Genomic DNA, 25,561 nt, shown 5'->3' with positions numbered 1-25,561 from the left:
CGCGGCGGGTTATTGGTTAGGCCGGAATGGAAAGAATTTTAAATGGACTTCTTGCCAAATTGATATAATACCTTCAGGCGAACTCCCATATTGCGATTGTCGGTGAGGTATTGGGGTTTTTGTAAATAAGGGGCTGTGTAAGCTTCTACTTGGAATACGAGTTTGCGCCATTGTTTTTCGACCCCTGCCGATAAAACTACATCGTTTGAGAGGGCCGGCTTTATTGCAAAACTTCCTTCTTCCTCTTTGTATTGCTCGTCGCGGTCTTTATAATAAAACTCATAGCACTGCTTAGCATTTAAGTTGAGATGAGTCCCGCCCGAAAACAGCAGCGCAAAGTCGTCTTTGAGAGGCCACCGATAAGTCAAACTAATAGGAAGTCGTACTAGACTGACTTCCGTTTTAATATCAAATACTTTGGGTTGCATCAAAGGAGGTTTTACGCCTGGAGACTTGTGCCAAGTTTGAAAAGGTCGCCCTGTTTTGTCCTTAAAAATATCGTCAGTAAAATATTGCGGCCCTTTGATTTGTGCCCAGTTGATGCCCGCATTGAGGCTCCAATACTTACCCAAAAGAAGGCTAGAGCTAAAACCGTAGCCGGTATATTTGTCGCCGATACTCAGGCCTCCTCCTACTCTCAACCGCACATCCCGCAAAGAAATAGAAGGGGGTGGAGAAGTAGTAGTTGAGGCGTTGGAAGTAGAAGATTTGCTTTGTAATGTAGCATAAGCATATCTTTTTACTTTTACTTCGGCAGGAGCCAACCCACTCAATTCTTGGGTGTCATCAATCGACTCTAAAAGCTCGATGGCAAGTTTGTTTGAGCTAATGGATGTTTCGTTGGTAATAGCTTCGACTGGAGAAACTTGGGAGTCAATGCTATTTTCTGGACTCAACATGTTTGTCGCCAAACTTTCCTTTCGCTGTATTTTGCTTTTATTGGTTGTCGAGCTTTCTATATTTGTATTGGGCGAAAGGCGATTATTCTTCCGATTGAAAGAAGCAGTGTTGTCTTTGCTTTGATTCAAATCAGCATTTTCTTTTGGCAATACATCACTATTTTCGTTTTCATTTATTAATTCTTGAGGGCTTTTTCGTACTATTTTCCCAATATTCTTAAAACTTTCGGCAATACGAGCTTCATTGCGAGGGTCTAGGTCGTTGGTTGAAGGAGTGCCTTGATAAAGAGAAGGTACAGATGGGTCATAGGCTTTAGGTTGAGAAAAAGAGGATTGAATAGGAATGTATTTGGTGATATAGACCGTATCGACTCGGGTAGTAGTACGCAGGGGCTCTTGCTCTTTTTGGGAGAGTTGTTGTTTAAGTTGCCCTACTTGTTTATCAAGTTTTTGATTTTGTCGATATTGGTATACATTCGCAAATACCATTACAGCCGCAGCTACACTGGCGGCAGTGTAGAGCATGGAACGCCCAAATCGTTGGATAAACGATGGGGGAGCTTGGATGGTTTGATACGCCTTAAACTTCGCCCAATCTTCTTCCTGAAAACTAGGCTGAATCCCTTCCAACTTTTGGCGTATAGCTTCGTCAAATTTATCGGGTTTCATGATTATGTTGAAAGTGCATAAGCACTGATTTTTATCGTTTAATAAGCTTGGAAACCTATTTTGTTTAACAACGGGTGGATATTATTTGAATTTTTGATCTGTTTCTCCTTCAGAAAAAAAAGGATAAGACTGCTTAATAAGTTCTTGAAGCCTAGTACGGGCTCTAGCAAAATGCGAACGTACGGTAGCTTCGTTAAAATTGAGGGTATCCGCAATTTCGCGCAGCTGATATCCATCGACCACATGCATCGTAAAGACAGTACGATAAATGGGCTTTAACTGTTGCACAAGTGCCAAAATCTCTTCAGCGGATATTTGATCAATGACCGATTCATCAAAAGAAGGTTCCTGAATATTGTCGAGGCCAATCTCCCCATGAAACTTTTGATTTTTGCGGTAATAACTAATAGCGGTATTGACTACAATGGTGCGAAGCCACGCTTTGAAAGGCTGAGTAATATCGTAGCGGTCGAGGTGCTGAAATACTTTTAAGAAACTTTCATTTAAGATTTCTTCCGCTTCTTCCATGGACGAAGAGTATCTCAGACTAATTCCTTTCGCATATCCAAAAAACTGCTGAAAAAGTATACGCTGCGCTCGCCCCTCATTGTTGAGGCAGGCTCGAATGACTTCTTCGAGGTCGTCTTCTGTAAAGTTAGTTTTCTTTCTAAAAAACAAAGTCGTAGAGCGGTTTAGAGGTGGTTTTAGCTACACGAAACATCATTACTGCATACCCGCATGTACGCTGTATTTTGGACTGGCGTTGCAGTAATTTAGAAATATTTATGTTAAAAAAAAATAAAATATTTTAATGCCACGCTCTTTAAAAGGCATGCGTAATGCTCACTAAAACCAATCAATATTTTTGTTCAAACCAAAATTTTTAAAACAACCATGAAAAAATCATTGTTTTTAGTTTTCGCGCTAGTGGGACTTTTTTTGGTAAGCTGTAACCGTGATGAAGTGAGTGCTGTAGAAGATGATTTGACCGAATCGCTTCAGCTTTCAGCTGCTCGTGCTGCCGCTACTTCCGACACCGTAACTAAACAAAAATGCAAAGGGAAGCTGACAGAAATAGCCGCGGCTGATTTGTCCGCTGCTATCACGTCTTATATCTCAAGCAACTATGCGGGTGCCGAAATCCAATTTGCAGGCAAAGATGCAGCAGGACAAATCGTAGTAGGGCTAAAATTGGCCGACGGAACCCACCAGGGGTTGCTCTTCAACGCCGATGGTACTTTCAACAAAGCCCTTGAAAAGTATAAAAGAGGCGCTAAGTTGACCAAAGTAGAAGTGTCAGCTTTGCCTGCAAGCATTACAAATTATGTGACCCAAAACTACGCTGGGTACGAAATCAAACATGCAGGAACGAATGCTGATGGGGTATACTTTGTAGCTATCAAAAATACAGATACTGTCAAAGTGCTTCAATTTGATGCGAATGGCGCTTTTGTGGAAGAAAAAGCTGCTCCTACGCACCCTGAAGGCCCTAAAGGCAAACGCAAAGGCGGTAGATAAAAAGGCTAGGGAGTGTTTTGAGGAAGCCCAGTGCAACCTCAAAACACTCCCTCTAACACACGTATATCTATTAAAGTTAACGAAGTAAAAATCAAAATTTGCCACATTTTCAATAAAATACTCTACCTGCTGGTTTTATCAGACTATTATCCACTAAACAAAACTCTTTTTTTATGAAATCTTTACAAAAGCTGCTGTCTATCAGTATGCTAGCGATAGCTGTGTGCGTTGCTAGTTGCTCAAAAAGTGAAGTAGAACCCGAGCCTGCCGACCAAGTCATTGGTACCTACAGTGGGACCACTTATACTCAGTCGATAAGTGGAGTGGGACAGACACTTGATCTTACTAATTCTTTAATCAAAGACAACCTTGTGATTTCTTTTGATCTCGCAAAAAAATCATCGAATGTGCTCACACTTATCCTCAATATTTCGCAAAGAGATAGCTTAGGTGTGATGCAGTCGGATGATATAACTTATGATAATGTAGAACTTAAAACCCTCAGTAGCGGAAATTTTGAAATGTTGAACGAAGGAATTCATTTGGGTGAAATCAATTCAAAAACGCTCACTTTTGAAGAAGCTTTTAATGATACGGATGAAGCAGGCAATGTAGCAGAAGTAAATATCAAAATTGAGGCCACAAAAAACAACTAAGCGGTAGGCACATTTTTGGTAATTATCTACACTTAGATTATTGATGCCACATTCTCAAAACAAGAAACGTATGGAGAGGTACGAAAGAAAATCACCGGCTCTCTATGAAACCCACTAATGCGTCTCCTAATAGCTTCCGCAGACCCTATCTGCGGAAGCTATTCATGTCTGAACCCTTATGGGAATTTGTATCAAATGTTAAAAAAATAATTCACTATTGAAACACCTATACTTGGTATGCAAAAACAACTATTGCTCATTTTGTACGTGCTTGGGCTGACGGTATCTTATGCACAAACCCCTACTGATTCGGCAGCCGAACTTATCATTAAAGACGAATTTTATAACAACAAACCACTCAGTGAAATCATCGCCGACTTACAAAAGAAGTATAAGTTTAAGATTGGATATGATGCTGAGTTACTGAAAAAATACAAAGTCTCTTACTGGTTTGACAATACCAAACTACTGGATGGCATCAAAGGTGCTTTGAAAGAAACCAAAGATTTGACGTTTTATATTGATGAAACCAATGTAATTCAGATCGTGCCAAAAACCGCCACCGAAATCCTAAAAACCGCTAGACGCGACTTTGATACACGCTACCGAGGAGAACCTACTCGTAGCGACTTTACGCTGATGGGAAGGGTAGTAGAGCGCAAAACTTCCGAAAATATGCCTTTTGCTAGCGTGGCAGTATTGGGGAGTAAAATTGGAGTTCAGACCAATGTCGATGGGTATTTTACTTTACTCAAAGTCCCTTCTGATACGGTGACGATTTTGGTAAGCTATGTGGGATACAAAAATGCCAAAGTGCATCTTTCGCCCAAAACGCCCCTTGAAAATTTCATTATTGAAATTGAGCCTGGCGAGCAAGTACTCGAAGAAGTGATGGTGTTGGGTGAAAAAACCGAGGTACTCAAGGCCAACGAAATTGTGGGAATGATAAAAATGACACCCAAAAACTTGGCCAAATTACCAAATATTGGAGAGCGAGATCCTTTTCGAGCCTTTCAGTTGATGCCCGGTGTGAGTGCTTCTAATGAGTCATCGTCAGGACTTTATGTACGGGGTGGAACACCCGACCAAACATTGGTACTTTATGATGGCTTTACGGTCTATCATGTCGATCACTTGTTTGGTTTCTTTTCGGCATTCAATTACAATGCCCTCAAAGACATTCAGCTTTATAAAGGAGGCTTTGATGCGAAGTTTGGAGGGCGTATTTCGGCAGTAGCCGAGATTACGGGCAAAGAAGGCAACAAAAACCAATTCAATGCAGGTGCTGATTTGAGCTTACTCAGTATGAATGGCTACATTGAAACTCCTCTTAGCAAAAAAATGACGCTTCTCGTGGCGGGGCGGCGTTCGTATAAAGGGGCATTGTACGAAAAAATATTCAGTACGTTTACTACCGAACGTCAGACCAATGTGTCGCAGCCTGGAGCAGGTGGTTTTGGAGGAAGGCCCGGAGGAGGGCGTTTTGGAAATATGGCTACCCAAAACCAAACAGCCCAATCCTACTTTTATGATTTGAATGCCAAACTGACTTGGAACCTTTCCAAGAAGGATATTTTTACGTGGAGTCTCTACAACGGAACCGACAAAATGGATAACTCCTCCGCTTCCAATTTTAATTTTGGACGACAGTCGTTGTTTGGGGCTTCTACTTCTTCTACCGATGTGTCGGCTTGGGGAAATCTCGGAAGTAGCTTTAAGTGGTCGCGCCGTTGGAACGACAAGCTATACAGCAATATGCTTATCAGCTACTCCAATTTTTATAGCAATCGCGACAATACCCGCGCCGTCGTCAATACCATCCCGGCTACCGATAGCACAGTAGCTACTACGCGCAATATCAACATTGGTCAGGTAGAATCCAATGATTTAAAGGATTTTACGGCCAAAATTGACTTTGAATACAAACTTACGCCTCATAACCAACTTCAATTTGGGATTCACTCCACGGCCAATACGATTGTTTATAAATATACCCAAAACGATACCGTGGATGTACTCAGCAAAAACGATAGGGGAGTGATTACGTCATTGTATTTGCAAGACCAAATCAGGCTCTTACAAACACGACTCATGATTAAACCAGGCCTAAGGCTCAATCACTTTGATGTGACCAATAAATTCTATTTTGAGCCTCGTCTAAGTGGTACATATGCGTGGTCTGATAAAATAAAATTCAAAGCAGCAGTGGGGCGATATTATCAATTTGCCAAACAAATCAACCGGGAAGACCTTACGCAGGGAAATAGGAGCTATTGGTTGCTAGCCAATGGCGAGTCGCTACCCGTCACTAAATCTGACCATTTGATTTTGGGCGGAAGTTATGAGTTTAAAGAATATTTAGTGGATGTAGAGTTTTATCAGAAAAACAATGTCGGTATTACGGAATACACCCTGCGTTTTGTACCCCAAATTAGACAAGGACTGAGTGTGCAAGAAACGTTTTTCAATGGCGATGAAGTAGTGCGCGGAGTAGACGTGCTGTTGCAACGTAAGTTTGGGGATTTTAATGGCTGGATAGGGTATACCCTGGCCGAGGCGGTAAGGAAGGTGTCGGCTTTTTCGGATCGCCCTTACTATGCCGACCAAGACGTGCGGCATCAGTTTAAGTTTATCGGAGCCTATCGCTGGAAAAACATTGATTTTGCGCTTACCCAAATCTTCTCGACGGGACGGCCTTATACTTCTATTGCAGGAGCTTATCAAATCACACTCCTCGACGGCTCGGTGCGCAATTTTACGATGCCCTCCGACAAAAATGCCACTCGCTTTTCCCCCTATCATCGTTTGGATGTATCGGCTACTTACAATGCCCGTTGGGGGAGCATTGGGCTTTCTTTTTTCAATGTGTACAATCGCAAGAATGTGTGGTATAAGCGCTTCGAAATCATCACTGAAGGCGAAGAGAGTGTACTACAAACCACAAATGTCAATTACTTAGGGTTTACGCCAAATGTAACTATCAGTTGGAAATTACACTAAAATCTGCTCATTTTATTTAGATTCAAAATCATGAAAAGTTATATAACATCTCTTGTCTCTTTGTGGTCAATGGCAGTTTTGTTTGCCAGTTGTACCGAGACTCATAGCGTAATTGATGCCAATGAAAAGCCTGTGATTGAGGCGTTTTTAGCGCCAGGACACCCCGTAAGTTTGAAACTAACGACGGTGATTGGTTATACAGGAGAAGAAAGTTCAGACTCGGTAGCACGTCCTATTGATGGCCAACAAATCCAGATAAAAGTCAGTGACGGTAGTATATTTACGCTCAATTCGGTAGGTGATGGGATATATGAATCCAAAGCTACCGACATCGTTAAGTTTGGTTTGATTTATACCCTTGACTTTACTTACAATGGCTTGCCGATTTCGGCAACGACGGTTATCCCAACCCGTCCCACAGGTTTCAAAATCAGCAAAGACATTGTGTATCGTTCCAAAATCGATTTGAGCAGTGGTACAGGTGGCTTTGGAGGGCCGGGCGGTTTTCAGGAAGACCGCACACCGATTGAGGCAAGTTGGGACAACCCAAATGGAGAATATCATTTTGTAGCACTCATCAATACCGAAGAAAACCCCGAATCGATAGTGATTTTGCCTACTGATACCGATACTCCTTTACCGCCCTTTAATCGCCGTATCAACAATGAGCCCACTACTGCGACAGTCACCAACATCATGCCCCAAACATTTCAGTATTTTGGGAAACATTATGCAATCCTTTATCGTCTCAATCCAGATTATGCGGCTTTGTATCGTTCAACGGGTACGACGACTCAAAACATTAGCACTCCTCCCACCTCTATTACCAACGGACTGGGGATTTTTACGGGAGTCAATGCCGATACGCTTATTGTGAATGTGTATCGTTATTGAAAATATTTTATGGTGTAAGCAATATGCTTATTGCTTACACCATAAGTAGCACTTAAAAGTACTTATTAGATTCTTTCCGTTGAGAAGTATAGATGCCTGATTGTCCCGAAAAAAGATAACTCACTATACAGGCTACTGCCATATAAGGGGTGGAGTCTGACCCAAAAAGTTCAACCCCCATGAGTATGCAGGCAAGGGGGGTATTGGTAGCTCCCGCAAAAATGCCTACAAAGCCCATACCCGCCAATAGCGGAAGAGGAAGCGGAACGAAAAGCGCAAGGGCATTGCCAAGGGTAGCGCCAATAAAGAACAGCGGCGTGACTTCACCTCCTTTAAATCCTGCTCCGAGGGTAAATGTCGTCAGGAGCAATTTGAGTAAAAAATCGTAAGGAGGTAAGGTATCTTGAAAAGAAGCTACAATGGTAGGAATGCCCAAACCAATATATTTTGTAGTTCCTAGAAGCCAAACCACCATAGCAATAATCGCGCCACCTACAACAGGACGAAGAGGAGGATAAGAAATTTTGGCTTTGAAAAAGTCACCCCAAAAATGAACAACTTTGGAGAAACCAAGGGCGGCTAATCCAAAACAGATGCCTGCTAAAATACTCCAACCAAGGTACTCAGCACTGAGATGTGGGCTAAACGGAATGTGATAATGAGTATGTGCTACATCCCAAGCGTGGCAGGTATAATCAGCAATGAGAGCTGCAAAAAGACTTGGAAGCAGTGCTTCGTAGCGCATCTTACCTACAATGAGGACTTCTAGCGCAAAAACCGTACCGGCCAAGGGTGTACCAAATACTGAAGCAAAACCCGCACTAATTCCCATGATTAAAATGATTTTTCGGTCGGTATCGGAGAGCTTCAGCCACTTCGTAAATTGGTCGGCAATAGCACCACCCATTTGTACCGCTGTACCTTCTCGCCCCGCAGAGCCACCAAAAAAATGAGTCACCAAAGTACCAAAAAGCACCAAAGGCGCCATTTTGAAAGGAATGATTTGTTGTGGAGAATGAAATTCTTCGATGAGTTGATTGTTTCCCTTGACGACCTCTTTTCCCCAATAGTGATAGGCTGCTCCTACCATAAACCCTCCTACGGGAAGTAGCCCAATAACCCACACATGTGCTTCGCGCCAATCGGTGACCCAATTGAGTGAAACCAAAAAAAAGGCCGAAGCAGAGCCTACCAAAACCCCAATTGGTAAGGATATAAAAAGCCACTTAACAACAAAAATAAGCGTAGACTTGAAAGACATGCCTTAAGAAAAGACTGGTTGAAGGCCGAAAACTACAAAAAAATGAGGAGGACGCGTGAAGCTTTTATCCTATTTAAGAAAATGCAATGAAGTAATAAAATGACGAGGACGACTCTGTTGTACTTTTCTAAGTTTATTTTTCTTTCAAAAGGGTGTTCTATTTCATGATTACTCACTTAAACAATTAACCTGAGCTTTTGCAATTAGCTGGCATGAAGTTTGTGTTTAGTGTTTTATAACTCTTTCTGTGGGTACTAGTTGAAAAAAGTTATTTCTATCGGCCTTTTATTGTTACTGCTCTACAATATGTTTGGGCTGACGGTGGCGCTTTTGTTTTTTGAAGAGGAATTTCGAAATGCTTCTCCTATCACTCAAAACGACCAATGGAAAACCTTTAAAGTACCTATTCCTACTCTTCCTTATAATACCGTTTGGGAGGATCATGAAGGAGAAGAGGGATTGATTAGAGAAGGAGAAAATTTCTACAATATTATGGGGCAACGTCACGAAAATGATACGTTGTACATTACTCTCAAAACCAATCGTGATGCCCATGAGCGTTTTGTAGAACTTTCTGAGAGAGTTCAGCAACTAATGGATTTAGCTTCTGAATCATCTCAAAGCCCCTTGAATAAAGCGCTTAAATTGCTTTATGAACTGACCAAAATATATCTTTTCTCTCCTGCTTTTGTGTTGGCTTCTCCCTGTCTCATAGAGATAGCATCCTATTCATCGGCATATGAGAGACTTCCTCAGAGGGTTCTTATGCCCTTTTGCCATCTTTTTACGCCTCCTCCTGAGCAAGGGTACAATCTTCTCTTCTGATTTCCTGATGCTGCAAAATGTAGTTTTTGCAAGTCAGGATTTGTTACATTTTGAGCTAAACAGAATTACTTATTCTGATTGATTCAGAAGAGATAACAGCCTATTTCATTCAAATTCGGTGCTGGGCATGTGGCTTACGCTTGGGCGTAGCCATCCATTACGTATGAGCGTTAGGGGTTTCATTTAACGCTATTACCCTTGAGAGTAAGTGCGTATTTACTGACTTATTACTAAATTTTTAGGAACATGACTAAAAATACATCTTTGTTTATAAATCCTTTTTCTTCCAACATATCTTATGAAGAAAGACTTTTTTTCTGGCTCAGATTTAGTTTGTTGGGCTGTTTTGTTGGACATGGATTTTGGGGGCTTGTCACAAAAAAAGGATGGCTTCCTTTTTTTGAAGTTTTTTTTATTGATTCTTCCACGGCTTTTGCTTTGATGCCCTTGGTGGGCATTATGGATATTATGGTAGGGATTATAGCTTTTGTATATCCTACTCGTGCCTTACTTTTATGGGCTTCTTTTTGGACCTTGTTTACGGCTGCTCTCCGACCTTCTGCGGGTATGGGCATGTCGGAATTTTTTGAGCGGGCGGGCAATTTTGGCGTTCCGTTGCTTTTTTTTGGGCTTTATGGAGCATCCGCTACTTCGCGGCAATGGTTCGCTAAGCTCAAACCACTTCCTGATTTCACACTTGCCCAAGGGCACTTTCTTGAAGGCCTCATGCGCTTGAGCCTTCTAAGTCTCTTGGTAGGGCATGGAGGCCTGTGTGTGTTTATGAAACATCAAGTTGTAGCTCGCAACTTAAGCATTCTGGGAATTACGGAAGTTCAGGGTCTTCAATGGTTTGGTCTATTTGAAATTGCTTTGGGGCTTATAGCTTGCCTGAAGCCTCGCCTGTCATGGGTATTACCTTTTGTATGCGTTTACAAATTGACATTTGAGCTATTGTTTCCAGTGGCAGGAGTACCTATGGATATCTTCGAAACCATCGAACGGATGGGAGATTATATCATCCCCATTATACTGTTGCAATACTATCGTTCTCCCTACTATCAAAAAGGGCAAACCTCCTTTCACTCCTCAGGAATGTACGCTGATAGAGCCTATCCATTTCAACATTAAAAAAAGTTACCATCATGAAATCCTTTATGAATCGACTGATAATTATACTTCTCCTCTTCATCGTGGCAGCCTGTAATCGGAATCAAGATGTCACGCCTCAAAAAAAGTTAAATGAGTACGATGCCGACATTGTACTAAAATGGGGGGTGCTTTTTTTGGATTTAGATCAATATGCGCCGGGGTATCGACCACCCGTGGCGGCAAGAGCGCTGGCCTATATTTCACTTGCCGGCTACGAAGCTATCGTTTCGGGTATGGACAGCTATCAATCCATTGCTGGCAATTTTGCTGGACTTACCATTCCTAAACCAGAAGCGGGTCAGCCCTATCATTGGCCCACGGTGCTTAATGCGGCTTATTGGACAATGATGAAAAGTTTTTTTCCTCATTTACCAGATGTTCATAAAAATAAGATTGATGAATTAGGGTCAAAAAACGCACAAGGACTAAAAAGCCAGGTAGAAGCAAGTACTTTTGAGCGTTCGCAACAATACGGCAAACAAGTAGCTGAAGCGGTATTTAATTATTCAAAAACGGATTCCAATGGGCATGAAGCCTATCTCAATGCCCATCCGTCTTCTTATATTCCCCCGACTGGTCCGGGAAAATGGCAACCTACTACGCCCGATTTTACCAAAGCGTTGTTGCCTTATTGGGGGCGTACTCGGACGTTTGTTATTGGCCCTGATGATAAAATAGCTCGCCCACCTCTGGATTATAGTTCGGTCGTGACCTCTCAGTTTTTTGCACAAGCATTAGAAGTTTGCTCTATTCCAGATAGTTATGAGAATAGATGGATTGGAGAGTTTTGGAGTGATGATATTTTCGGACAAACCTTCGAGCCGGCAGCTCGTTGGCTAGCAATAGCCAACCAAGTGATTGTTTTAGAAAAAGCGGGGTTAGAAAAGGCTGTATATACCTATGCAAAGCTGTCTATCGCTCTCAGTGATGGTGCCGTGGCCTGTTGGAACTCCAAGTACCTTTACAACGTAGAGCGCCCTGTGACTTTTATCAATAGGGCTATCAACGGAAAATGGAAAACCTTGCTTGATAATACCGTTCAAAAAGTAAAGAGTGTTACTCCTCCTTTTCCTGCCTATCCTTCTGGACACTCTACTTTTGGAGCAGCGGCAGCAGAGGTATTGTCAAGCATTTATGGGTACGACTATGGAATGACAGATAAATGCCACGAGTTTCGATTAGAGTTCAATGGCAAGCCGCGCTCGTTTAATAATTTTTATGAGATGGCTCAGGAAAATGCTATTTCACGCATCTTGCTTGGGGTTCACTATCGAATGGATTGCGATGAAGGTCTCCGAATGGGGTACAATGTAGGCCGAAAAGTAAATAACCTAAAGTGGGTCAAGTAGGTTTCGAGTTAAATTTACGATTGAGCTTCTACTAATCTTCCTAATTCTTTTCCCGTGAGTAAGACGATTACCGTCAAGCTCATGGGAAAAGAGTGTAGGCCCATAATCATCCTTCAAGACGATATCGAGAGTTAGTAAATGAGTTTTCTAAAATAGCACACTACTATGATGCGTATTGGGCATATAGTAATTCCTCATTTACTACGTCAACTTTATATCCCTTTGTTTTTAGAAAAGATGATAAGGCTTGAATGTTTTCATTTTTGCCGGTCATTGGATGAACATCTGCTACTATATATTTTATATTTTTGAATAATTCGTCAGGAATTGAATATGCAATATTATATTCTGCTCCTTCGCAATCAAGTTTCAGAATATCGCACCCCTTAATATTATTCTCTTTCATCCAGTGTAAAAATGATACTACTGGAACTGTAATTTTATTGTGTGAATTTTCTACCGTGGATATTTTGTCGGAAGAAAAAAGTGATGCTGAAACATCTACCCCTTCTGGTGAGTAATTGTGATTGTAATAGAAATCAAATTCTCCTGATTTATCTGATACCGCGACGTTATATAGCTCCCAATTTAAGAAAGAATGTTCTTTTTTATGGTTATTAAGAAAGCTAAAATTTGTAGGTACTGGCTCAAAAGAATATATTTTTGCCTTCGGTTTATTTAGAAACGAGTACATAGCAAAAAATCCCATATTGCCACCTATATCAATAATAGTAGGCGTTTCTGTTTTTACGCTTTTTAAGGCTGGTCCATACACATCTTTTAAGAAGATTTCATTAAATAAGGGTTTCATAGAAGGGATTAACTTGAGTTTTAAAGGTATTTCTCCTAATTTTAGAATGACTGGCTTGTCTTTGTTAAATCCTAATTTAATTCCTAGATAATCTTGCCAATTTGCTACGTGTTTTATAAGATTTAGATATTTCATATGTTTGCAATTTTATTTTTAAGATATTACAAATTTGCATAAAATAACGTATTTTTCAAAGTTTTAACTTGATTGGGGAAATGAGCTGCGAATCCCTAATATGCTGAATAGTGGGTTGTTTTATACCGATGGCGACGCTACTTTCTAGTTATAATCCTTAATGAGGGGGACATATGGTGGTAATAGCAATGACTATGACAAGGCCAATGAAGCTTTGGAAAAAAACTGATATTATCTAAAAGGGGGTTCCATAATGAATTTCACGACTGAATCAGATGGAGTTGGCATCATGATCAATATGGAAAACACATGATGTTTAATAAATAGTGAGGGGCCTTCCAAATACGTTGGGGGAAAATGGACAACATTGGAAAAGATAAATTTGATGACCCTCAATTACAACATTCGAAAATAAACAAATCTTGTAACTAATTATGGAAACCTTATTTCAACCCTATTTCAAAAATTGTAATCCGCCTTTGGCAGAAACAGGAATCGCAAAAGTCGAACAAGAGTTAGGGGTACAATTACCTTTTCAATTAAGAAGTTTTTATTTATTTGCTAACGGAGCTGATTTATTAAATACTCAAATCAATTTAGAGTACCCTCTTAATTGTGATGTTATGGGTATTAGGCCTTTGGATGATGGTAGTATAATTGTAGAGTTTAAATCTATTGAAGGAAACTATGATTTTTTTGGAGAGCAGTTAGAACATGGAGAATGTCTATTTCCTTTCGGTTTTACTACATGTCCATGGAAGATATACATTTCTCATATTGGTGAAAACCTTGGGAAAGTTTACATTTCAGAAGAAAAAGATGAGGAAAGAAATTTTATTCCTGTTCGATTAATTGCTAATTCATTTTTAGAATTTTTAGATATGCTTGAATAAGTATTTTTTAAATATTAAATTGATTTATTAAAAAGTCTTTTGTGTGATATCCTTCAATAGGATTTTGTTATAAGGGATAAGTGTTTATAAGTTGATGTTTTTATAAGAAAGTACTGATTAATTATCTTAAATAGTTTTTCTATTCCCTTTGAAATCAATGATTTAAAGGAAATATAAAAGGATAGAGATTGATAATCAGAACGTATAGATTTATTCAAACAAGGGTGCCAACAGGTGATTTTTCTTTAAGTCAGTCATATTTTGTATTGATAAAGGTTTTATTAAATATTCTCTTACATAAGGATGTTTAAGAGCTCTTTGAATATCTGCATAATCAACAGAAGAGCTCACCATTACCACAAAGATATTATTAGGGCTACCTCCCACTTCATTAATACCTTCTAAAAACTCCCATCCATTCATTATGGGCATATTAATGTCCACAAAAATAAGGTATTTCTCTTGTGGGGTATAATTGTTTTTTAGGTACTCCAACGCCACAAAGCCATTTTCAAAGGCTTTTGGCGAAGAGTGTAAGCCCGTTTTTGTTACCATTGTTTTGGCCATAAGGGTAAAAAACTTGTCGTCGTCAACAAGGAGCATTTCCATAATTCAAATTGAGTTTATATTATTTGGTAAGTTTTAATTCATGGGTCTTTTTAACAATATCTTTTACTATAATATCTAGTTCTGAGGCTGAATTATGGAGTTCTTTAAGGTATTGTTTGTATTCTTGGGGCGACAAGTCTTCTTCATTAAGAAACTGCGTAAGCCCCAAAAGCCGAGCTAAAGGGGCTCTTACCACATGTGATTGGACCCAGGCTATTTCACGTAATTTCTGGTTTTGGTGCTCAATCTCCTCTAAATACTTCTTGTTGGCAGTGATATCGTGAGCCAAAATTAATTTGGCCGCACGTCCACGATAAATGATGAAGGTACTTTTTAGATCAACAATAATAATTTCACCATTCTTTTTTTGGTGTCTAAACTCTGCTTGAAAAAAGGAACGATGAGTAGTTTTGTTACGAGTCAGTACAGCTTGCAACAAAGGAATATCTTCGGGCGGTCTAATATCTTTGATAGTCATACTCAAAAATTCATCATACGAGTAGCCATAATGACGAATAGCCGCCTCATTGACATTTAAGAAAGCCAATGTTTCAACATCAAACACCCACATAGGCTGAGGACTAAAATGGAATAAATCAGCATATCGCTGCTCTGATTCTTTTAGGTTAAGGAGTATTTTATGACGTTCAATGGTATAAAGAACACTTTTACGTAGGGCTATGGGAGTTAGCTCATCCTTGAGAAGATAGTCGGCCACTCCTATCGTCAAAGACTCAATCGCAAAATCTAAGCTTGAGTATCCTGTTAGGATGATAATGGGGGTATTATTGCCCGAAGCTTCAATGGCCTCCTCAATTAACTTTTTACCAGAATGGTCGGGTAATGATAAATCTAACAGAATCACATCATATATTATATCCTTACTAGCCAACATTTCTTTGGCTTTACTAAAGGTTGGGGCCTGATAGATTTCAGAAGAGGGTAAAAATTCATGCAAGTAATCTTCAATGAGAACGAAATCTCCAAGGTTATCTTCAATGATGAGTATAGAATAGTGTAGTAGTGAACTTTGCATAAAACACACAGTAATTTAACAGCTCAAGCTTATCATATCAAACCATAAATGTTTGAGGCATTTGACTATGTTGAGAAATTGGGTTACGTCGGCTGGTTTAGTGATATAGCAGTTGGCGTGATTTTGATAGGCTCGTTTGATATCATTTTGGGAAGCAGAGGTTGAAAACATAATAACGGGAATGTGTTTTGTAGCCTCGTGGGTTTTGATAGCTCCTAATACTTCAAAACCACTCTTTAGCGGTAAGTTTATGTCTAACAAAACTAAATCGGGCAGTAAAACTTGTTCATAGTCATTTTTTTGCATCACAAAATCAAGTGCATCTCTTCCATTTTTTACAACACTGATAGCCCCTATTCCTCCCCCTTCTTCAAGCGCTTCGGTTGTGAGAACAATATCACCTTCGTTATCTTCAGCGAGTAAAATGTGTAACTTTTTCATAAAGTTTGTTTTAAAAGGGTAAAGTAAAAAGTACTTCCTTGACCTAGGGTAGACTGTACCCATATACGTCCCCCTTCATTTTCTATTATTTTTTTTACAAGCGCCAATCCAATCCCTGTACCGTTGTATTGCTCTCGTCCATGAAGACGCTGAAAAAGAATAAAAATTTTATCGAAGTAGGCTTCCTCAATACCTATCCCATTGTCTTTGATTGAAAAAAGCCAATATTCATTCTCTTCGGTGGCCTCTATTTTCACTCTTGGAGACACTCCTTTTTGATGGTATTTTAAAGCATTGCTAATCAGATTGTGAAACACCTGCATCAAGGGTACTTTATACCCCACAATAGTCGGCAAGTCTCCATACACAATGACTGCCTGGGTCTCTTCAATTGATTGTTTTTGTAGCTGAATGATTTCTTCTATTAAGTGAGAGATTGGCACCTCTTCGCGTTGTCCGAGATTTTTGCCAACCCTTGAGAAATCCAATAAGTCAAGGATAATTTGCCGCATTCGCTTGGCTCCATCCACCGCAAAGTAAATATATTGTTTGGCTTTATCATCAAGTGAGGAGCCATATTTTCTTTCCAATTGGCTCAAAAAACTTGTTACCATCCGCAAGGGTTCTTGTAAATCATGGGAAGCTACATAAGCAAACTGCTCCAATTCCGCATTGGAAACCGCAAGTTCTTTGGCTTGTTGCTCCAGTGTTTGATTAAGTTGCTGGAGATTAAACTCTGATTGTTTGCGAGTTGTAATATCTTTAAAGTATGCCGACAACCCCTTCTCAGAGGGGTAGCAACTTATTTCAATCCATTTATTAATTCGAGGATAAAAATCCTCGGAGGTATAAGTAAGGTTTTCGGCTATTGCTTTCTGAAATTGGATATGCAAAGGCGCATTTTCCATATAATCAAAAATCGATATCAGATTTTTACCTACGATATCCCCTTTTTTGATTCCTAAAATGGTTTCTGCTTGCTTGTTCCAGTAATTAACAATCCAATTTTTATCAATTGAAAAAAAACCGTCTCCGATACTATCCAAAATCATGTTTTTTTCTTCATACGACTGCTGTAGCTCTATTTGAGCCATTTTTCTTTCATGGATATCCTGAAAGCTACCTCTTATTTTTACAATTTTTTGTTCATTGTATTCACAAGTACCAATTGTCCGAACCCATGTTTTTTTTCCTGTAGCAGTTATGATAGGAGCTTCAAAGTCAAAATTAGTTCCCGTTTGTAGGCCTTTTGTGAAAACCTCAAGGGCCATGTCCCGATAATCTTCCTGATAAAATGTCAAACTATTCTCCATACTAGGTATAAACTGAGGCGTTACTTCGTGGATTTCGTATACCATTTTGGACCAATAAATAGAGCCAGTTACCAAATCAATCTCCCAACTACCTACTTTTGCTAATTCGGAGGCATTATCCAATAATGTTTGTAATTTTTTTTGTTCTGTAACATCCTTACCAATCGCGAGTATCAGCTCTTCTTCTTGTAGTTTGGTAGCTGTCCAGCTAAAGATTTTCACTTCTCCATTTTTAGCAATCAGCCTTACTTCAAAATCCTGCGTATTATAGTCTCCTTGCTGTAGGGACGTAATTTCTTGAGCCACGATCGAATGGTCGTCAGGATGTATAATCTGAAAAATTGGCTGAGAAAGAAGTTCGTCTTCCGAATAAGAAAGATAATGACTAGCCGCAGAATTGACTCTTTTGAACCATCCGTCAAAGCTTACTAAACAAATAATGACTGGAGCCGAATTAAGTAGTAGATTAACTTCTTCTTCCAAGTACCTTCGATTGAGTTGCGCTTCTAAAAAAGAGTTTAATTCATAAAAAAAGGATTGATAATAAATAGATTCATGCGCTAATTTATCAAGTCCTAAAACCATCACTCCTATAGTACTGTATAGGAGAGGTAGCGCTACAATAGTTTCAGACCTAAACTTGCCTGTATTTGAGTGAATAGGATTCCAAAGATATGATTCAACATCTTCAGATATTAATATTTTACCAGAAGACCATACACTCCCTGAGATTCCTTCTCCAAAAAGAAAAGACTTAGGTTGAGTGTTTTCAATGGAATACACTTCCCCTGCGGCATTTTTATAAAAAGTACACCTAAGTTGAATAGATTCTTTTTTGGGAGTAACTAACCAAAGTTCGCCCAAATTGACGTCACTTACTTTTATAATATGCCTTAATATCTCAGGTAAGGTAACTATAAGTTTATGCTTTTGATTAAATATTTGGCTTAACTCTGCTAATATCGTCTTTTTAAACTCTTCTACTTTATAGTCTGTAACGTCTTTTTCAAGACCAATCCAGTGCGTAAACTTTCCTTCCCCATTTGCTACTGGACGAACTTTTATATTGTTCCAAAATGCTTTACCATTTTTCTTGTAATTGACGACTGTTATTTCGCAAGGTTCCCATTTTTTGAGCGACTCTCTCAAAAGATTAATGGTATCTTGGTCAGTTAGAGGCCCGTGTAAAAAGCGAGGAGATTGACCTATGGCCTCTGCCGGGGTGTACCCAGTCATTTTCGAAAAGGCATCATTTACATACACGATGCGCACTCCCTGTGTTGATACAGACTCTGCTTCGGTAATAACTACTGCATCGGATACGTAGGTTATCACAGACTCTAATAAAGTCAATATAGAGTGCGTCTGGGTTAAAGATTTGACTTCTGTAAAGTCGTAACTTTCTGATTTTAGTAAGGCGCTAGATAGATAAATTAGATTTTCACCCTCCCTTTTATAAGCAGTCCAAGCAAGAAGAATAAGTGATTCATCTTTGTGTTTGCAATAATTATAAAACGGGCTTCCCACTACCTCTTTATTGGTGCTTATACTATTCAGCCAAGCGGTTGTTTTATCTTGGTCGAAATCAATCACCAAGTCAATAAACTTTTTATCCTTAAGCTCTTTTGAAGTATAGCCTAATACTTGAGAAAGTGAATCGCTAATGGACTGAAAATTACCATTAAAGTCAATGGTTGACAACGAGCCCAAAAATAGAGGGGTAAGAGTATGAGCGACTTTAATAGCCATATGGAAGCTGCATCAGCTTTAAAAAGATGTATTTGTTGTAATAAAATAAACATTTAAGGAGAACTCTTGTACCGCAGACAAAAGTTAGAGTTGAGCAAAAAGCCTTTACAATTTCAAATGGGAATTTTGAGACAATGGCTGTACATCATCATTATAATATATATTTTATTTAATAAGGTTAAGTGGGTGTCATCAGATGAATAAAGGTGTGGATTAATCAATTATACTTTTCTTATTTATATGATGTTAATCATTTTAAAAGGAAGAAAATCCTAACTATAGGAGCTCTTTTCTTTTAAAATTCCAAGTCAAATACTCAATCTTCATTTCTTTTCTACCGCTGTCAACCGCCGCCCAAATTGCTGGTGCCTTGTAGCTGTTTAATGTTGACATAAGTAGTGAGCTTGCGCCACACTACCCATTCGTGAAGGGGAAGAGCAAAAAGTATGCTAAATATTTAAGTTCACAGTTACGTCAAAAAATGAAGTAACTGCGAAAATGTGAAGTAATCGCAAAAGTGATTGGGAAGTAAAACTTTGGTTGTTAGGTTCTAAAATGCAGAAAGCCAACACGTTAAAAGTACGCATTGGCCTCATAAATAGAATAGTACAGCAGAGGGGAAGATTCTGTATAATGGATTGATATACAGTGCGTTATTTTGATTTTGTTCGAAAAGTAATGCTCTAGCGGTATTTAATAATTCTTGTTGCTTGTATTTGTTCTGAAATGATAAGCTTGGTGTAGTTTCCCATTTTATCGAAATCAATATATTTGTAGGTGGATGGAAAAACCATAGGTGGGCCATCTTCTTGATATTGTATGCTTTCAGTGGGGTTACAATAAATATCATAGACCATTTTCATTATGGTAAATGGTTTTTTAGGATTGTTATCTTTATAATATATTTTTTTTGTAATTTTTCCAAGACTATCTAAAATATTATACCCATGCTGAATGTGTTTATCATATGTTTCCTCGAAATGCTGAATGTTGCCTTTTAAAGTTAAGTTTGTTTCTGATACAATACCTGCGAAAGAGGCTTTTGTTTTAATAAGACCTCCTTCTTCATTATAAAACATTTCTAATGTGCCTTTTTGACTTCTTTGAAGATACATGTTTCCTCGTTCATTAAAAAACATTATAGTCGTATCTGTGTATTCTTCCGAATACTTACTTAACCAAGTGATTGACTCAACATTTCCTTTGATTCCTAAACTTTTGTGATTATACAACTGGCTGTAAAGTGGAAAGGTAAGCAGCTGAAGTAGAGCAAAAAATAGTATCTTCATTAGGTTTGAAATTATTGTTTTGTTTTAGTGTTTAATTCGTTTGTTAATTTTCTTTCTTCTTTCTCCTTAAATCACTCATTTGCTCATCAGCCCTTTTCTTTAAATCTTCCTTCTCTTTTTTATTAAATAATTCATCAGGTACTACATCAATAATATCTTTTGAAAAGTTAGTAAGGTCACTCGATGGGATATTTTCCTGTGAAAGCATGTCGTTCAAGCTCCCTTTATTGGTAGCAATAAAGCCCATAGCGTTTTCAAAAACTTTTGAAACCATATCTATGCTCTTTTGAAGCGTCTTGTTTTGACTTTCTAAGTCTTCGACCCTCTTTTTTAGGGTTTCCACCTCTTTTAAAAGAGCTTGTTCTTTAGGTGTTGGTTCTTCATTTTGTAGTTTATCAATCAAAATCTCAGTGATTTTAACCCCTAAAGCTTCTGCTATCTTTTCTAGTTGCTCAATGGTTAATTTGTTTCCTCTTGCTTCAAAACGGGCATAGTTTGAACGCTCAATTTGCAGTCTATCAGCTACTTCCTGTTGAGTTAGATGCTTAGACTCTCTAAGCTTTCGTATAGAGTTTGATATATCCATGTACAAAATTAGATACATTATTCTTGGTTTTTGGTACGTTAAATTTGGAATTTAAGACTAATACTTTATACATTTGTATCTAATATTAATCTAAGACGTATCAATATGTGTACAAATTTAGCAAATCAAACGCCTTTACAAGCGGCTGTACAATCATTTGAGGATAAGAACCTCACGAAATTTCAGCCTACCGCAAAGTTTTACCCATATGTGGGTATTAATCGAATACGATTTTGGCAATTAGTAGAAGGCAAAAAACGCCCTACCTATGATGAAGCCCTAAGTCTTTCAAAATACTTTGGGTTGCCTTCTGACGTACTTTTTTAACTGGGAAAGCCCTACAACCGCGCCAACGGTGTAGGGCTTAAATGTTTCACTCTTAACTACATAAAGCAAAACATGGCAAATTTACAACAAAAAAGACTGACTCAGCTTTTGAAGCAGTCTGAAAAAGGAGCAAGTGGTAAACGTTCTAAATTTGGAGCCTTTACCGCTAACTTTAATTTGGTTCCGCACAAGCGATACGGGGGTGTCATTTATGCCGTATTCCGCAATTTAGGGCAAGTAGAACGATTTAGCACTGGTATCACTTGCGAACCTCAAAATTTTGATTTAAAAAGTCAAAGAACTGAGAATGACTTTAATAAAAACAAACTATTGGACTATATCCAAAGCCAGGCTAACGAACTTTATGCTCAAATGATTTTGACGGATAGAGATACAAGTTTGAAGGTAATCAAAAATGCTATTTTGGGTACGCAGTCTTATGTGATTCCTAATGTATTTGAATTACTAGACGAATACTTGGCCGATTGTGGGAAACGTGTAGGTAAAACCCATGCTCACCGAACCTATCAGCGTTATAGGCAGTCAAACGAAATTATTAAAAGTTTTGTAAGGCATCAATACAAAACCGAAAAACTCCGCTTATCTGAACTAAAACCCATTATTGCCCGACAATTAGAAACTTACATGATGGTCGAGAAGGGAAATCAGTACAGTTACTATGTGAAAGTAGGAGAATATTTTAGGCAAGTATTACACTATGCGTTACTTAATGAATATATAGATGTAAATCCTCTATCTCTTCATAAATTTACTAAAAGGCGTAAGCCCATAGAATACCTCACACCTGATGAATTGATTGCTATTTATAAGGTCAGTTTTATTCCCGAAACGTTGCAAAAAGTGCGTGATTGCTTTGTGTTTGGGGCATTGACGGGGCTTGCCTATCAAGATTTAAGGGATTTGAGCCCTCAACAAATCAAAACCCTAAATGACGGTCAAAAGATAATTATACTAGATAGAGGAAAGACTAAAAATCAGCAAGTTGCCGCTTTACGACCTGATGCCCTTGAAATACTTCATAAATATCAATTTGACCCTTATTGTAAGGCTGCAAATGTTTGCTTACCTGTATTGAGTAATCAAAAATTTAATACTCGTCTCAAAGAACTTGCCAAGGTAGCGGGTATAGAAAAAAGGGTTACTACTCACTATATGCGCCGAACTTATGCCACCCATCTAAAACGTTTGGGTGTATCTGCTGAAATGATTTCAAAATCATTGGGTAATACTTCAGTGGCTATTACAGAACATCACTATATTGATAATGACCCCGAAACGATTGTAAAGGCATTAAATGAAGCTTTTAACCGCCAACAAGCAATTTGATGGGTGTAATCTACAAAAAAGCCTTACCGACTTGGTAGGGCTTTCTATTTCAATAAAATAACCGTTTTGGGGAACGGTATTTCACTTTAAAATACGGACATAAATTTATGGCAAATTCTGGGAATAAAAAAATTTTACGGATTGATGAAATCGAAAATTATCTTTCGGATAAGTATGAAATCCGTATCAATATCATTACAAATACCATTGAAAAACGCTTGAAAAATACGACAGAGTCCTTTGAGCCAGTCAATGAGAATGATTTAAAATACGAGCTTCTAAAAGCAGGTCATACGCGTTTTGATGGGGAACTTAAAGCTTTGCTAGGTTCGTCTGTTATCGCAAAGTATGACCCACTGAGAGAGTATTTTGAGGGCTTGCCTCCTTGGGATTCTTCGCAACCTGATTACATCCAACAATTATCAACTTACGTTAAAACCGATGACCAAAAATGGTTTGAATTGATGTTTAAAAAAATGTTGGTTCGCGTAGTTGCTCAAGCGTTGAATAAAATTCAGTTCAATAAACATTGCTTCACTTTTGTAGGAAATCAACATGATGGTAAAACGTCTTTTTTTGATTTTCTGATTCCTACCCAACTAAAGCCTTATTCACGTAGTAATTACGATTTTCACGGAGGGCGTGAGGGAAAAATATCTCTTAGTCAGAATTTTATCATCAACTTAGATGAATTAGGCCAATATGAGAAAAAAGACCTCAACAATGAGTTTAAAGCCACTTTATCGGAAGGATATGTAAAACTTCGCCCCTTGTATTCAAATAATGAGGTATCAATTCCCCGCCGTGCTTCTTTCGTAGCAACTACAAACAGCCGCGATTTTTTAACGGATGCTACGGGTTCTGTCCGTTGGATAATTTTTAATGTGTTGAGTATTCAGCATGATAACGGAGAACAAAACGGATACAACAAAAACGTTGATATTGAAAAGGTATGGTCGCAAGCTTACAGCCTGTTAAAGGACGGTTTTAAGTGTGAACTTACCCGTGATGAAATCAATCAAAACGAAATCCTGAACCGTCGTTTTTTAAGGGTAACAACTGAAATGGAATTGGTAGCTTCTCATTTTGAAAAAGCCGAAAAAGGGCAGGCAGGAGCCGAATTTTATACCCCATCCAAGATTGAAAAACTTCTTCGTGATAAAGGTTTTCCAAAGTTACTGCCTACCCAAATTGGGGCAGCTTTAAAAATGTTAGGATTCCCACAATCATCAATGTGGAATGGTGCATTGCGCTACTCCGAAAAGGGTTATTTTCTCATCGCAAAGTAAATTTTACCTACTCGGTTACTCGTTATGTTGTATAGCATTGATAATCACTATATTAATATATAAAAAACCGAGTAGATGCTATCTTACTCGTTTCTACTCGTTACTCGGTTTTTGAGTGTGACTAGGGTAAAAACCGAGTAGACAGTAATACCGAGTTTAACCTTAGTCACTCGTAAGAATAACAAATAATAAGTTGTTTATCAGATACTTAAGCTGTTTAAAGTACAGAACGAGTGACCGAGTAGGTAAAAGCAAAAAATTCTATAAACCATTTGTATAAAAAGGCTGATTGGTAAAAATTGAAAATTGAATTTAACCAAGTTTTAAGCCGCTAAAAAGAAAAGAAGAAATGATACCAAACGAAGTAATACAACGTCTAAAGACTATACCGATAACGGCCTATCTTTCGAGTAGGGGCATTGAACCTGTAAAAGAACAAAACGGGCAATTGCTTTACTATTCACCATTCAAAGACGAACATACACCTTCATTTTTTGTAAACCCTGAGAGAAATGTTTTTAAGGACTTTACGACCAACGATAAAGGAGGTGACGTAATCACCTTGGTATGTCGCTTAAAAGCCTGTAATTTCGCTAAAGCCGTTCAATTACTGGAAGAATTTGAGGGAATCACCCATTCTTTTTCTTTTAGCGGCTTAATAAAGCCCTGCAATGAAAAAAAATCAACTCTGACAGTACAGAAAGTAAAATCACTTGAAAATAGAGCCTTGATAACGTATTTGGGCAATGTACGGGGCATTCCGTTTGCCGTTGCTCATAAGTACGTAAAAGAGTGCTATTTTAAAGTCAACGACAAAAATCAGTTTGCGGTTTGCTTTGAAAATGATTTGAAGGGTTTAGAGCTACGAAACGTTTATGTACAGCTATCAACCAACCCCAAAGCGATAACTACAATTAAAGGAATAGATAATTCAACAGCGTTGATTTTTGAGGGCTTTATTGATTTTCTTTCATACATCGTTTGGCAGGGCAAAGAACCGAATTGTGATGTTATCGTTTTTAACTCCATTTCCAATATCCAAACAGCTATTTCTTTACTTAAAACGTACCAAATGGTGTATGGTTACCTTGATAACGATAATGGAGGTAAAACGGGAATGAACTCATTAATGATGGCAGGGGTAAACGTGACGGATTGCAGAGAGTTGTATAAACCCTACAAAGACGTAAACGATTATTTAACAAAGTGTTTTTTTAGGCAGTAGCTTTAACCTTGTGCGCGTGTGAATGCTCCCGTACGTATGTGAGGCAGAAAATTAGGCAAAAATGAGGGCAAAAAACCAGTCAAAAAGGCTGTTTAGGCCACCATTAAACCACCAATAACTCGAATATAAACCAGAAATAACTCAGACAAATGGAAAAGAAAAGAAGTAACCGCAACTACAATTTTATAAGTGTTAAGAAAGATAAAGTTCATTACGAACATTATGGCAAAGTAACGGAGATAGGGCTATTTTATCGTAAAGAGTGCCTTTATTGCAAGGTAAATTTTGAAG

22 protein-coding genes are annotated in these 25,561 nt (G+C 38.5%); 12 read left to right on the top strand and 10 right to left on the bottom strand.

All coding sequences use genetic code 11. The annotated features are described in order from the left end of the window. Positions 1-38 precede the first annotated feature (38 nt). Both P1X15_RS10275 and P1X15_RS10270 read right to left on the bottom strand, forming a co-directional pair. Complete coding sequence (locus P1X15_RS10275) at positions 39-1,568, bottom strand: hypothetical protein (RefSeq protein WP_277338040.1); 1,530 nt, start codon at positions 1,566-1,568, stop codon at positions 39-41. 81 nt (positions 1,569-1,649) lie between these two features. Then, the gene (locus tag P1X15_RS10270) at positions 1,650-2,246 is read right to left on the bottom strand and encodes an RNA polymerase sigma factor (RefSeq protein WP_277338039.1); all 597 of its coding nucleotides are present in this window, start codon (positions 2,244-2,246) and stop codon (positions 1,650-1,652) included. 216 nt (positions 2,247-2,462) lie between these two features. Between P1X15_RS10270 and P1X15_RS10265 the strand changes: the two genes are divergently transcribed. The 4 genes from P1X15_RS10265 (at position 2,463) to P1X15_RS10250 (ending at position 7,636) form a co-directional block, all read left to right on the top strand. After that, positions 2,463-3,086, top strand: coding sequence for a hypothetical protein (locus P1X15_RS10265; protein ID WP_277338038.1), 624 nt, complete (start codon positions 2,463-2,465; stop codon positions 3,084-3,086). Positions 3,087-3,259: 173 nt separating this feature from the next. Further along, positions 3,260-3,742: a hypothetical protein gene (locus tag P1X15_RS10260; protein ID WP_277338037.1), complete on the top strand. Its 483-nt coding sequence runs from the start codon at positions 3,260-3,262 to the stop codon at positions 3,740-3,742. 237 nt (positions 3,743-3,979) lie between these two features. Then, positions 3,980-6,742 carry a carboxypeptidase-like regulatory domain-containing protein gene (locus P1X15_RS10255; protein ID WP_277338036.1) on the top strand — a complete coding sequence of 921 codons (2,763 nt, stop codon included), beginning with the start codon at positions 3,980-3,982 and terminating at the stop codon, positions 6,740-6,742. Positions 6,743-6,772: 30 nt separating this feature from the next. Next, positions 6,773-7,636 carry a DUF4249 family protein gene (locus P1X15_RS10250; protein ID WP_277338035.1) on the top strand — a complete coding sequence of 288 codons (864 nt, stop codon included), beginning with the start codon at positions 6,773-6,775 and terminating at the stop codon, positions 7,634-7,636. 52 nt (positions 7,637-7,688) lie between these two features. Here the strand turns inward: P1X15_RS10250 and P1X15_RS10245 are convergent, their stop codons facing one another. After that, positions 7,689-8,897 (bottom strand): voltage-gated chloride channel family protein, encoded by a 1,209-nt coding sequence (locus P1X15_RS10245; protein ID WP_277338034.1) that lies wholly within the window; start codon positions 8,895-8,897, stop codon positions 7,689-7,691. A 258-nt stretch (positions 8,898-9,155) separates the two neighbouring features. Here P1X15_RS10245 and P1X15_RS10240 point away from each other — a divergent pair, with 258 nt between their 5' ends. The 3 genes from P1X15_RS10240 (at position 9,156) to P1X15_RS10230 (ending at position 12,220) form a co-directional block, all read left to right on the top strand. After that, the gene (locus P1X15_RS10240) at positions 9,156-9,722 is read left to right on the top strand and encodes a hypothetical protein (RefSeq protein WP_277338033.1); all 567 of its coding nucleotides are present in this window, start codon (positions 9,156-9,158) and stop codon (positions 9,720-9,722) included. Between the two features lie 246 nt (positions 9,723-9,968). Continuing rightward, positions 9,969-10,850: a hypothetical protein gene (locus P1X15_RS10235; RefSeq protein ID WP_277338032.1), complete on the top strand. Its 882-nt coding sequence runs from the start codon at positions 9,969-9,971 to the stop codon at positions 10,848-10,850. A gap of 14 nt (positions 10,851-10,864) precedes the next feature. After that, complete coding sequence (locus tag P1X15_RS10230; RefSeq protein ID WP_277338031.1) at positions 10,865-12,220, top strand: vanadium-dependent haloperoxidase; 1,356 nt, start codon at positions 10,865-10,867, stop codon at positions 12,218-12,220. A gap of 163 nt (positions 12,221-12,383) precedes the next feature. Here the strand turns inward: P1X15_RS10230 and P1X15_RS10225 are convergent, their stop codons facing one another. Further along, positions 12,384-13,166, bottom strand: a complete 783-nt coding sequence (locus P1X15_RS10225) for an FkbM family methyltransferase (RefSeq protein WP_277338030.1) — start codon at positions 13,164-13,166, stop codon at positions 12,384-12,386. Positions 13,167-13,600: 434 nt separating this feature from the next. On the opposite strand from P1X15_RS10225, the gene P1X15_RS10220 reads away from it, so the two are divergent. Next, positions 13,601-14,059, top strand: coding sequence for an SMI1/KNR4 family protein (locus tag P1X15_RS10220; protein WP_277338029.1), 459 nt, complete (start codon positions 13,601-13,603; stop codon positions 14,057-14,059). Positions 14,060-14,269: 210 nt separating this feature from the next. On the opposite strand, the gene P1X15_RS10215 is transcribed toward P1X15_RS10220, so the two are convergent. From P1X15_RS10215 to P1X15_RS10190, 6 genes are all read right to left on the bottom strand, one after another. After that, positions 14,270-14,668 (bottom strand): response regulator, encoded by a 399-nt coding sequence (locus P1X15_RS10215; RefSeq protein WP_277338028.1) that lies wholly within the window; start codon positions 14,666-14,668, stop codon positions 14,270-14,272. A gap of 19 nt (positions 14,669-14,687) precedes the next feature. Beyond that, complete coding sequence (locus P1X15_RS10210) at positions 14,688-15,704, bottom strand: PAS domain S-box protein (protein ID WP_277338027.1); 1,017 nt, start codon at positions 15,702-15,704, stop codon at positions 14,688-14,690. 15 nt (positions 15,705-15,719) lie between these two features. After that, positions 15,720-16,145, bottom strand: coding sequence for a response regulator (locus tag P1X15_RS10205; RefSeq protein ID WP_277338026.1), 426 nt, complete (start codon positions 16,143-16,145; stop codon positions 15,720-15,722). Beyond that, positions 16,142-19,207, bottom strand: a complete 3,066-nt coding sequence (locus P1X15_RS10200) for a PAS domain S-box protein (RefSeq protein WP_277338025.1) — start codon at positions 19,205-19,207, stop codon at positions 16,142-16,144. Before P1X15_RS10200 ends, P1X15_RS10205 begins: the two co-directional genes overlap by 4 nt. 683 nt (positions 19,208-19,890) lie before the next feature. Further along, on the bottom strand, positions 19,891-20,496 hold the full coding sequence (locus P1X15_RS10195) for a hypothetical protein (RefSeq protein WP_277338024.1): 606 nt from the start codon (positions 20,494-20,496) through the stop codon (positions 19,891-19,893). A gap of 43 nt (positions 20,497-20,539) precedes the next feature. Next, positions 20,540-21,100: a helix-turn-helix domain-containing protein gene (locus tag P1X15_RS10190; protein WP_277338023.1), complete on the bottom strand. Its 561-nt coding sequence runs from the start codon at positions 21,098-21,100 to the stop codon at positions 20,540-20,542. Positions 21,101-21,187: 87 nt separating this feature from the next. Between P1X15_RS10190 and P1X15_RS10185 the strand changes: the two genes are divergently transcribed. The 4 genes from P1X15_RS10185 to P1X15_RS10170 all read left to right on the top strand — a co-directional run bounded on the left by P1X15_RS10185 (position 21,188) and on the right by P1X15_RS10170 (position 25,270). Then, positions 21,188-21,409 carry a hypothetical protein gene (locus tag P1X15_RS10185; protein WP_273215637.1) on the top strand — a complete coding sequence of 74 codons (222 nt, stop codon included), beginning with the start codon at positions 21,188-21,190 and terminating at the stop codon, positions 21,407-21,409. A 72-nt stretch (positions 21,410-21,481) separates the two neighbouring features. Next, on the top strand, positions 21,482-22,756 hold the full coding sequence (locus P1X15_RS10180) for a site-specific integrase (protein ID WP_277338022.1): 1,275 nt from the start codon (positions 21,482-21,484) through the stop codon (positions 22,754-22,756). A 107-nt stretch (positions 22,757-22,863) separates the two neighbouring features. Further along, positions 22,864-24,045, top strand: a complete 1,182-nt coding sequence (locus P1X15_RS10175; RefSeq protein WP_277338021.1) for a VapE domain-containing protein — start codon at positions 22,864-22,866, stop codon at positions 24,043-24,045. A 349-nt stretch (positions 24,046-24,394) separates the two neighbouring features. After that, positions 24,395-25,270: a toprim domain-containing protein gene (locus P1X15_RS10170; protein ID WP_277338020.1), complete on the top strand. Its 876-nt coding sequence runs from the start codon at positions 24,395-24,397 to the stop codon at positions 25,268-25,270. The last annotated feature ends 291 nt before the right edge of the window (positions 25,271-25,561 follow it).

Origin of the sequence: Runella sp. MFBS21, from assembly GCF_029433105.1 — a bacterium.
Classification (GTDB): Bacteria; Bacteroidota; Bacteroidia; order Cytophagales; family Spirosomataceae; genus Runella.
This window is presented reverse-complemented; position numbering and strand designations above follow the sequence as displayed.

Coding starts and splice junctions, on each gene's coding strand:
- P1X15_RS10255 (WP_277338036.1), top strand. CDS start 3,980: ATGCAAAAACAACTATTGCTCATTTTGTACGTGCTTGGGCTGACGGTA.
- P1X15_RS10200 (WP_277338025.1), bottom strand. CDS start 19,207: ATGGCTATTAAAGTCGCTCATACTCTTACCCCTCTATTTTTGGGCTCG.
- P1X15_RS10170 (WP_277338020.1), top strand. CDS start 24,395: ATGATACCAAACGAAGTAATACAACGTCTAAAGACTATACCGATAACG.
- P1X15_RS10215 (WP_277338028.1), bottom strand. CDS start 14,668: ATGGAAATGCTCCTTGTTGACGACGACAAGTTTTTTACCCTTATGGCC.
- P1X15_RS10225 (WP_277338030.1), bottom strand. CDS start 13,166: ATGAAATATCTAAATCTTATAAAACACGTAGCAAATTGGCAAGATTAT.
- P1X15_RS10245 (WP_277338034.1), bottom strand. CDS start 8,897: ATGTCTTTCAAGTCTACGCTTATTTTTGTTGTTAAGTGGCTTTTTATA.
- P1X15_RS10250 (WP_277338035.1), top strand. CDS start 6,773: ATGAAAAGTTATATAACATCTCTTGTCTCTTTGTGGTCAATGGCAGTT.
- P1X15_RS10235 (WP_277338032.1), top strand. CDS start 9,969: ATGACTAAAAATACATCTTTGTTTATAAATCCTTTTTCTTCCAACATA.
- P1X15_RS10180 (WP_277338022.1), top strand. CDS start 21,482: ATGGCAAATTTACAACAAAAAAGACTGACTCAGCTTTTGAAGCAGTCT.
- P1X15_RS10275 (WP_277338040.1), bottom strand. CDS start 1,568: ATGAAACCCGATAAATTTGACGAAGCTATACGCCAAAAGTTGGAAGGG.
- P1X15_RS10195 (WP_277338024.1), bottom strand. CDS start 20,496: ATGAAGATACTATTTTTTGCTCTACTTCAGCTGCTTACCTTTCCACTT.
- P1X15_RS10260 (WP_277338037.1), top strand. CDS start 3,260: ATGAAATCTTTACAAAAGCTGCTGTCTATCAGTATGCTAGCGATAGCT.
- P1X15_RS10185 (WP_273215637.1), top strand. CDS start 21,188: ATGTGTACAAATTTAGCAAATCAAACGCCTTTACAAGCGGCTGTACAA.
- P1X15_RS10205 (WP_277338026.1), bottom strand. CDS start 16,145: ATGAAAAAGTTACACATTTTACTCGCTGAAGATAACGAAGGTGATATT.
- P1X15_RS10265 (WP_277338038.1), top strand. CDS start 2,463: ATGAAAAAATCATTGTTTTTAGTTTTCGCGCTAGTGGGACTTTTTTTG.
- P1X15_RS10175 (WP_277338021.1), top strand. CDS start 22,864: ATGGCAAATTCTGGGAATAAAAAAATTTTACGGATTGATGAAATCGAA.
- P1X15_RS10230 (WP_277338031.1), top strand. CDS start 10,865: ATGAAATCCTTTATGAATCGACTGATAATTATACTTCTCCTCTTCATC.
- P1X15_RS10210 (WP_277338027.1), bottom strand. CDS start 15,704: ATGCAAAGTTCACTACTACACTATTCTATACTCATCATTGAAGATAAC.
- P1X15_RS10220 (WP_277338029.1), top strand. CDS start 13,601: ATGGAAACCTTATTTCAACCCTATTTCAAAAATTGTAATCCGCCTTTG.
- P1X15_RS10190 (WP_277338023.1), bottom strand. CDS start 21,100: ATGTATCTAATTTTGTACATGGATATATCAAACTCTATACGAAAGCTT.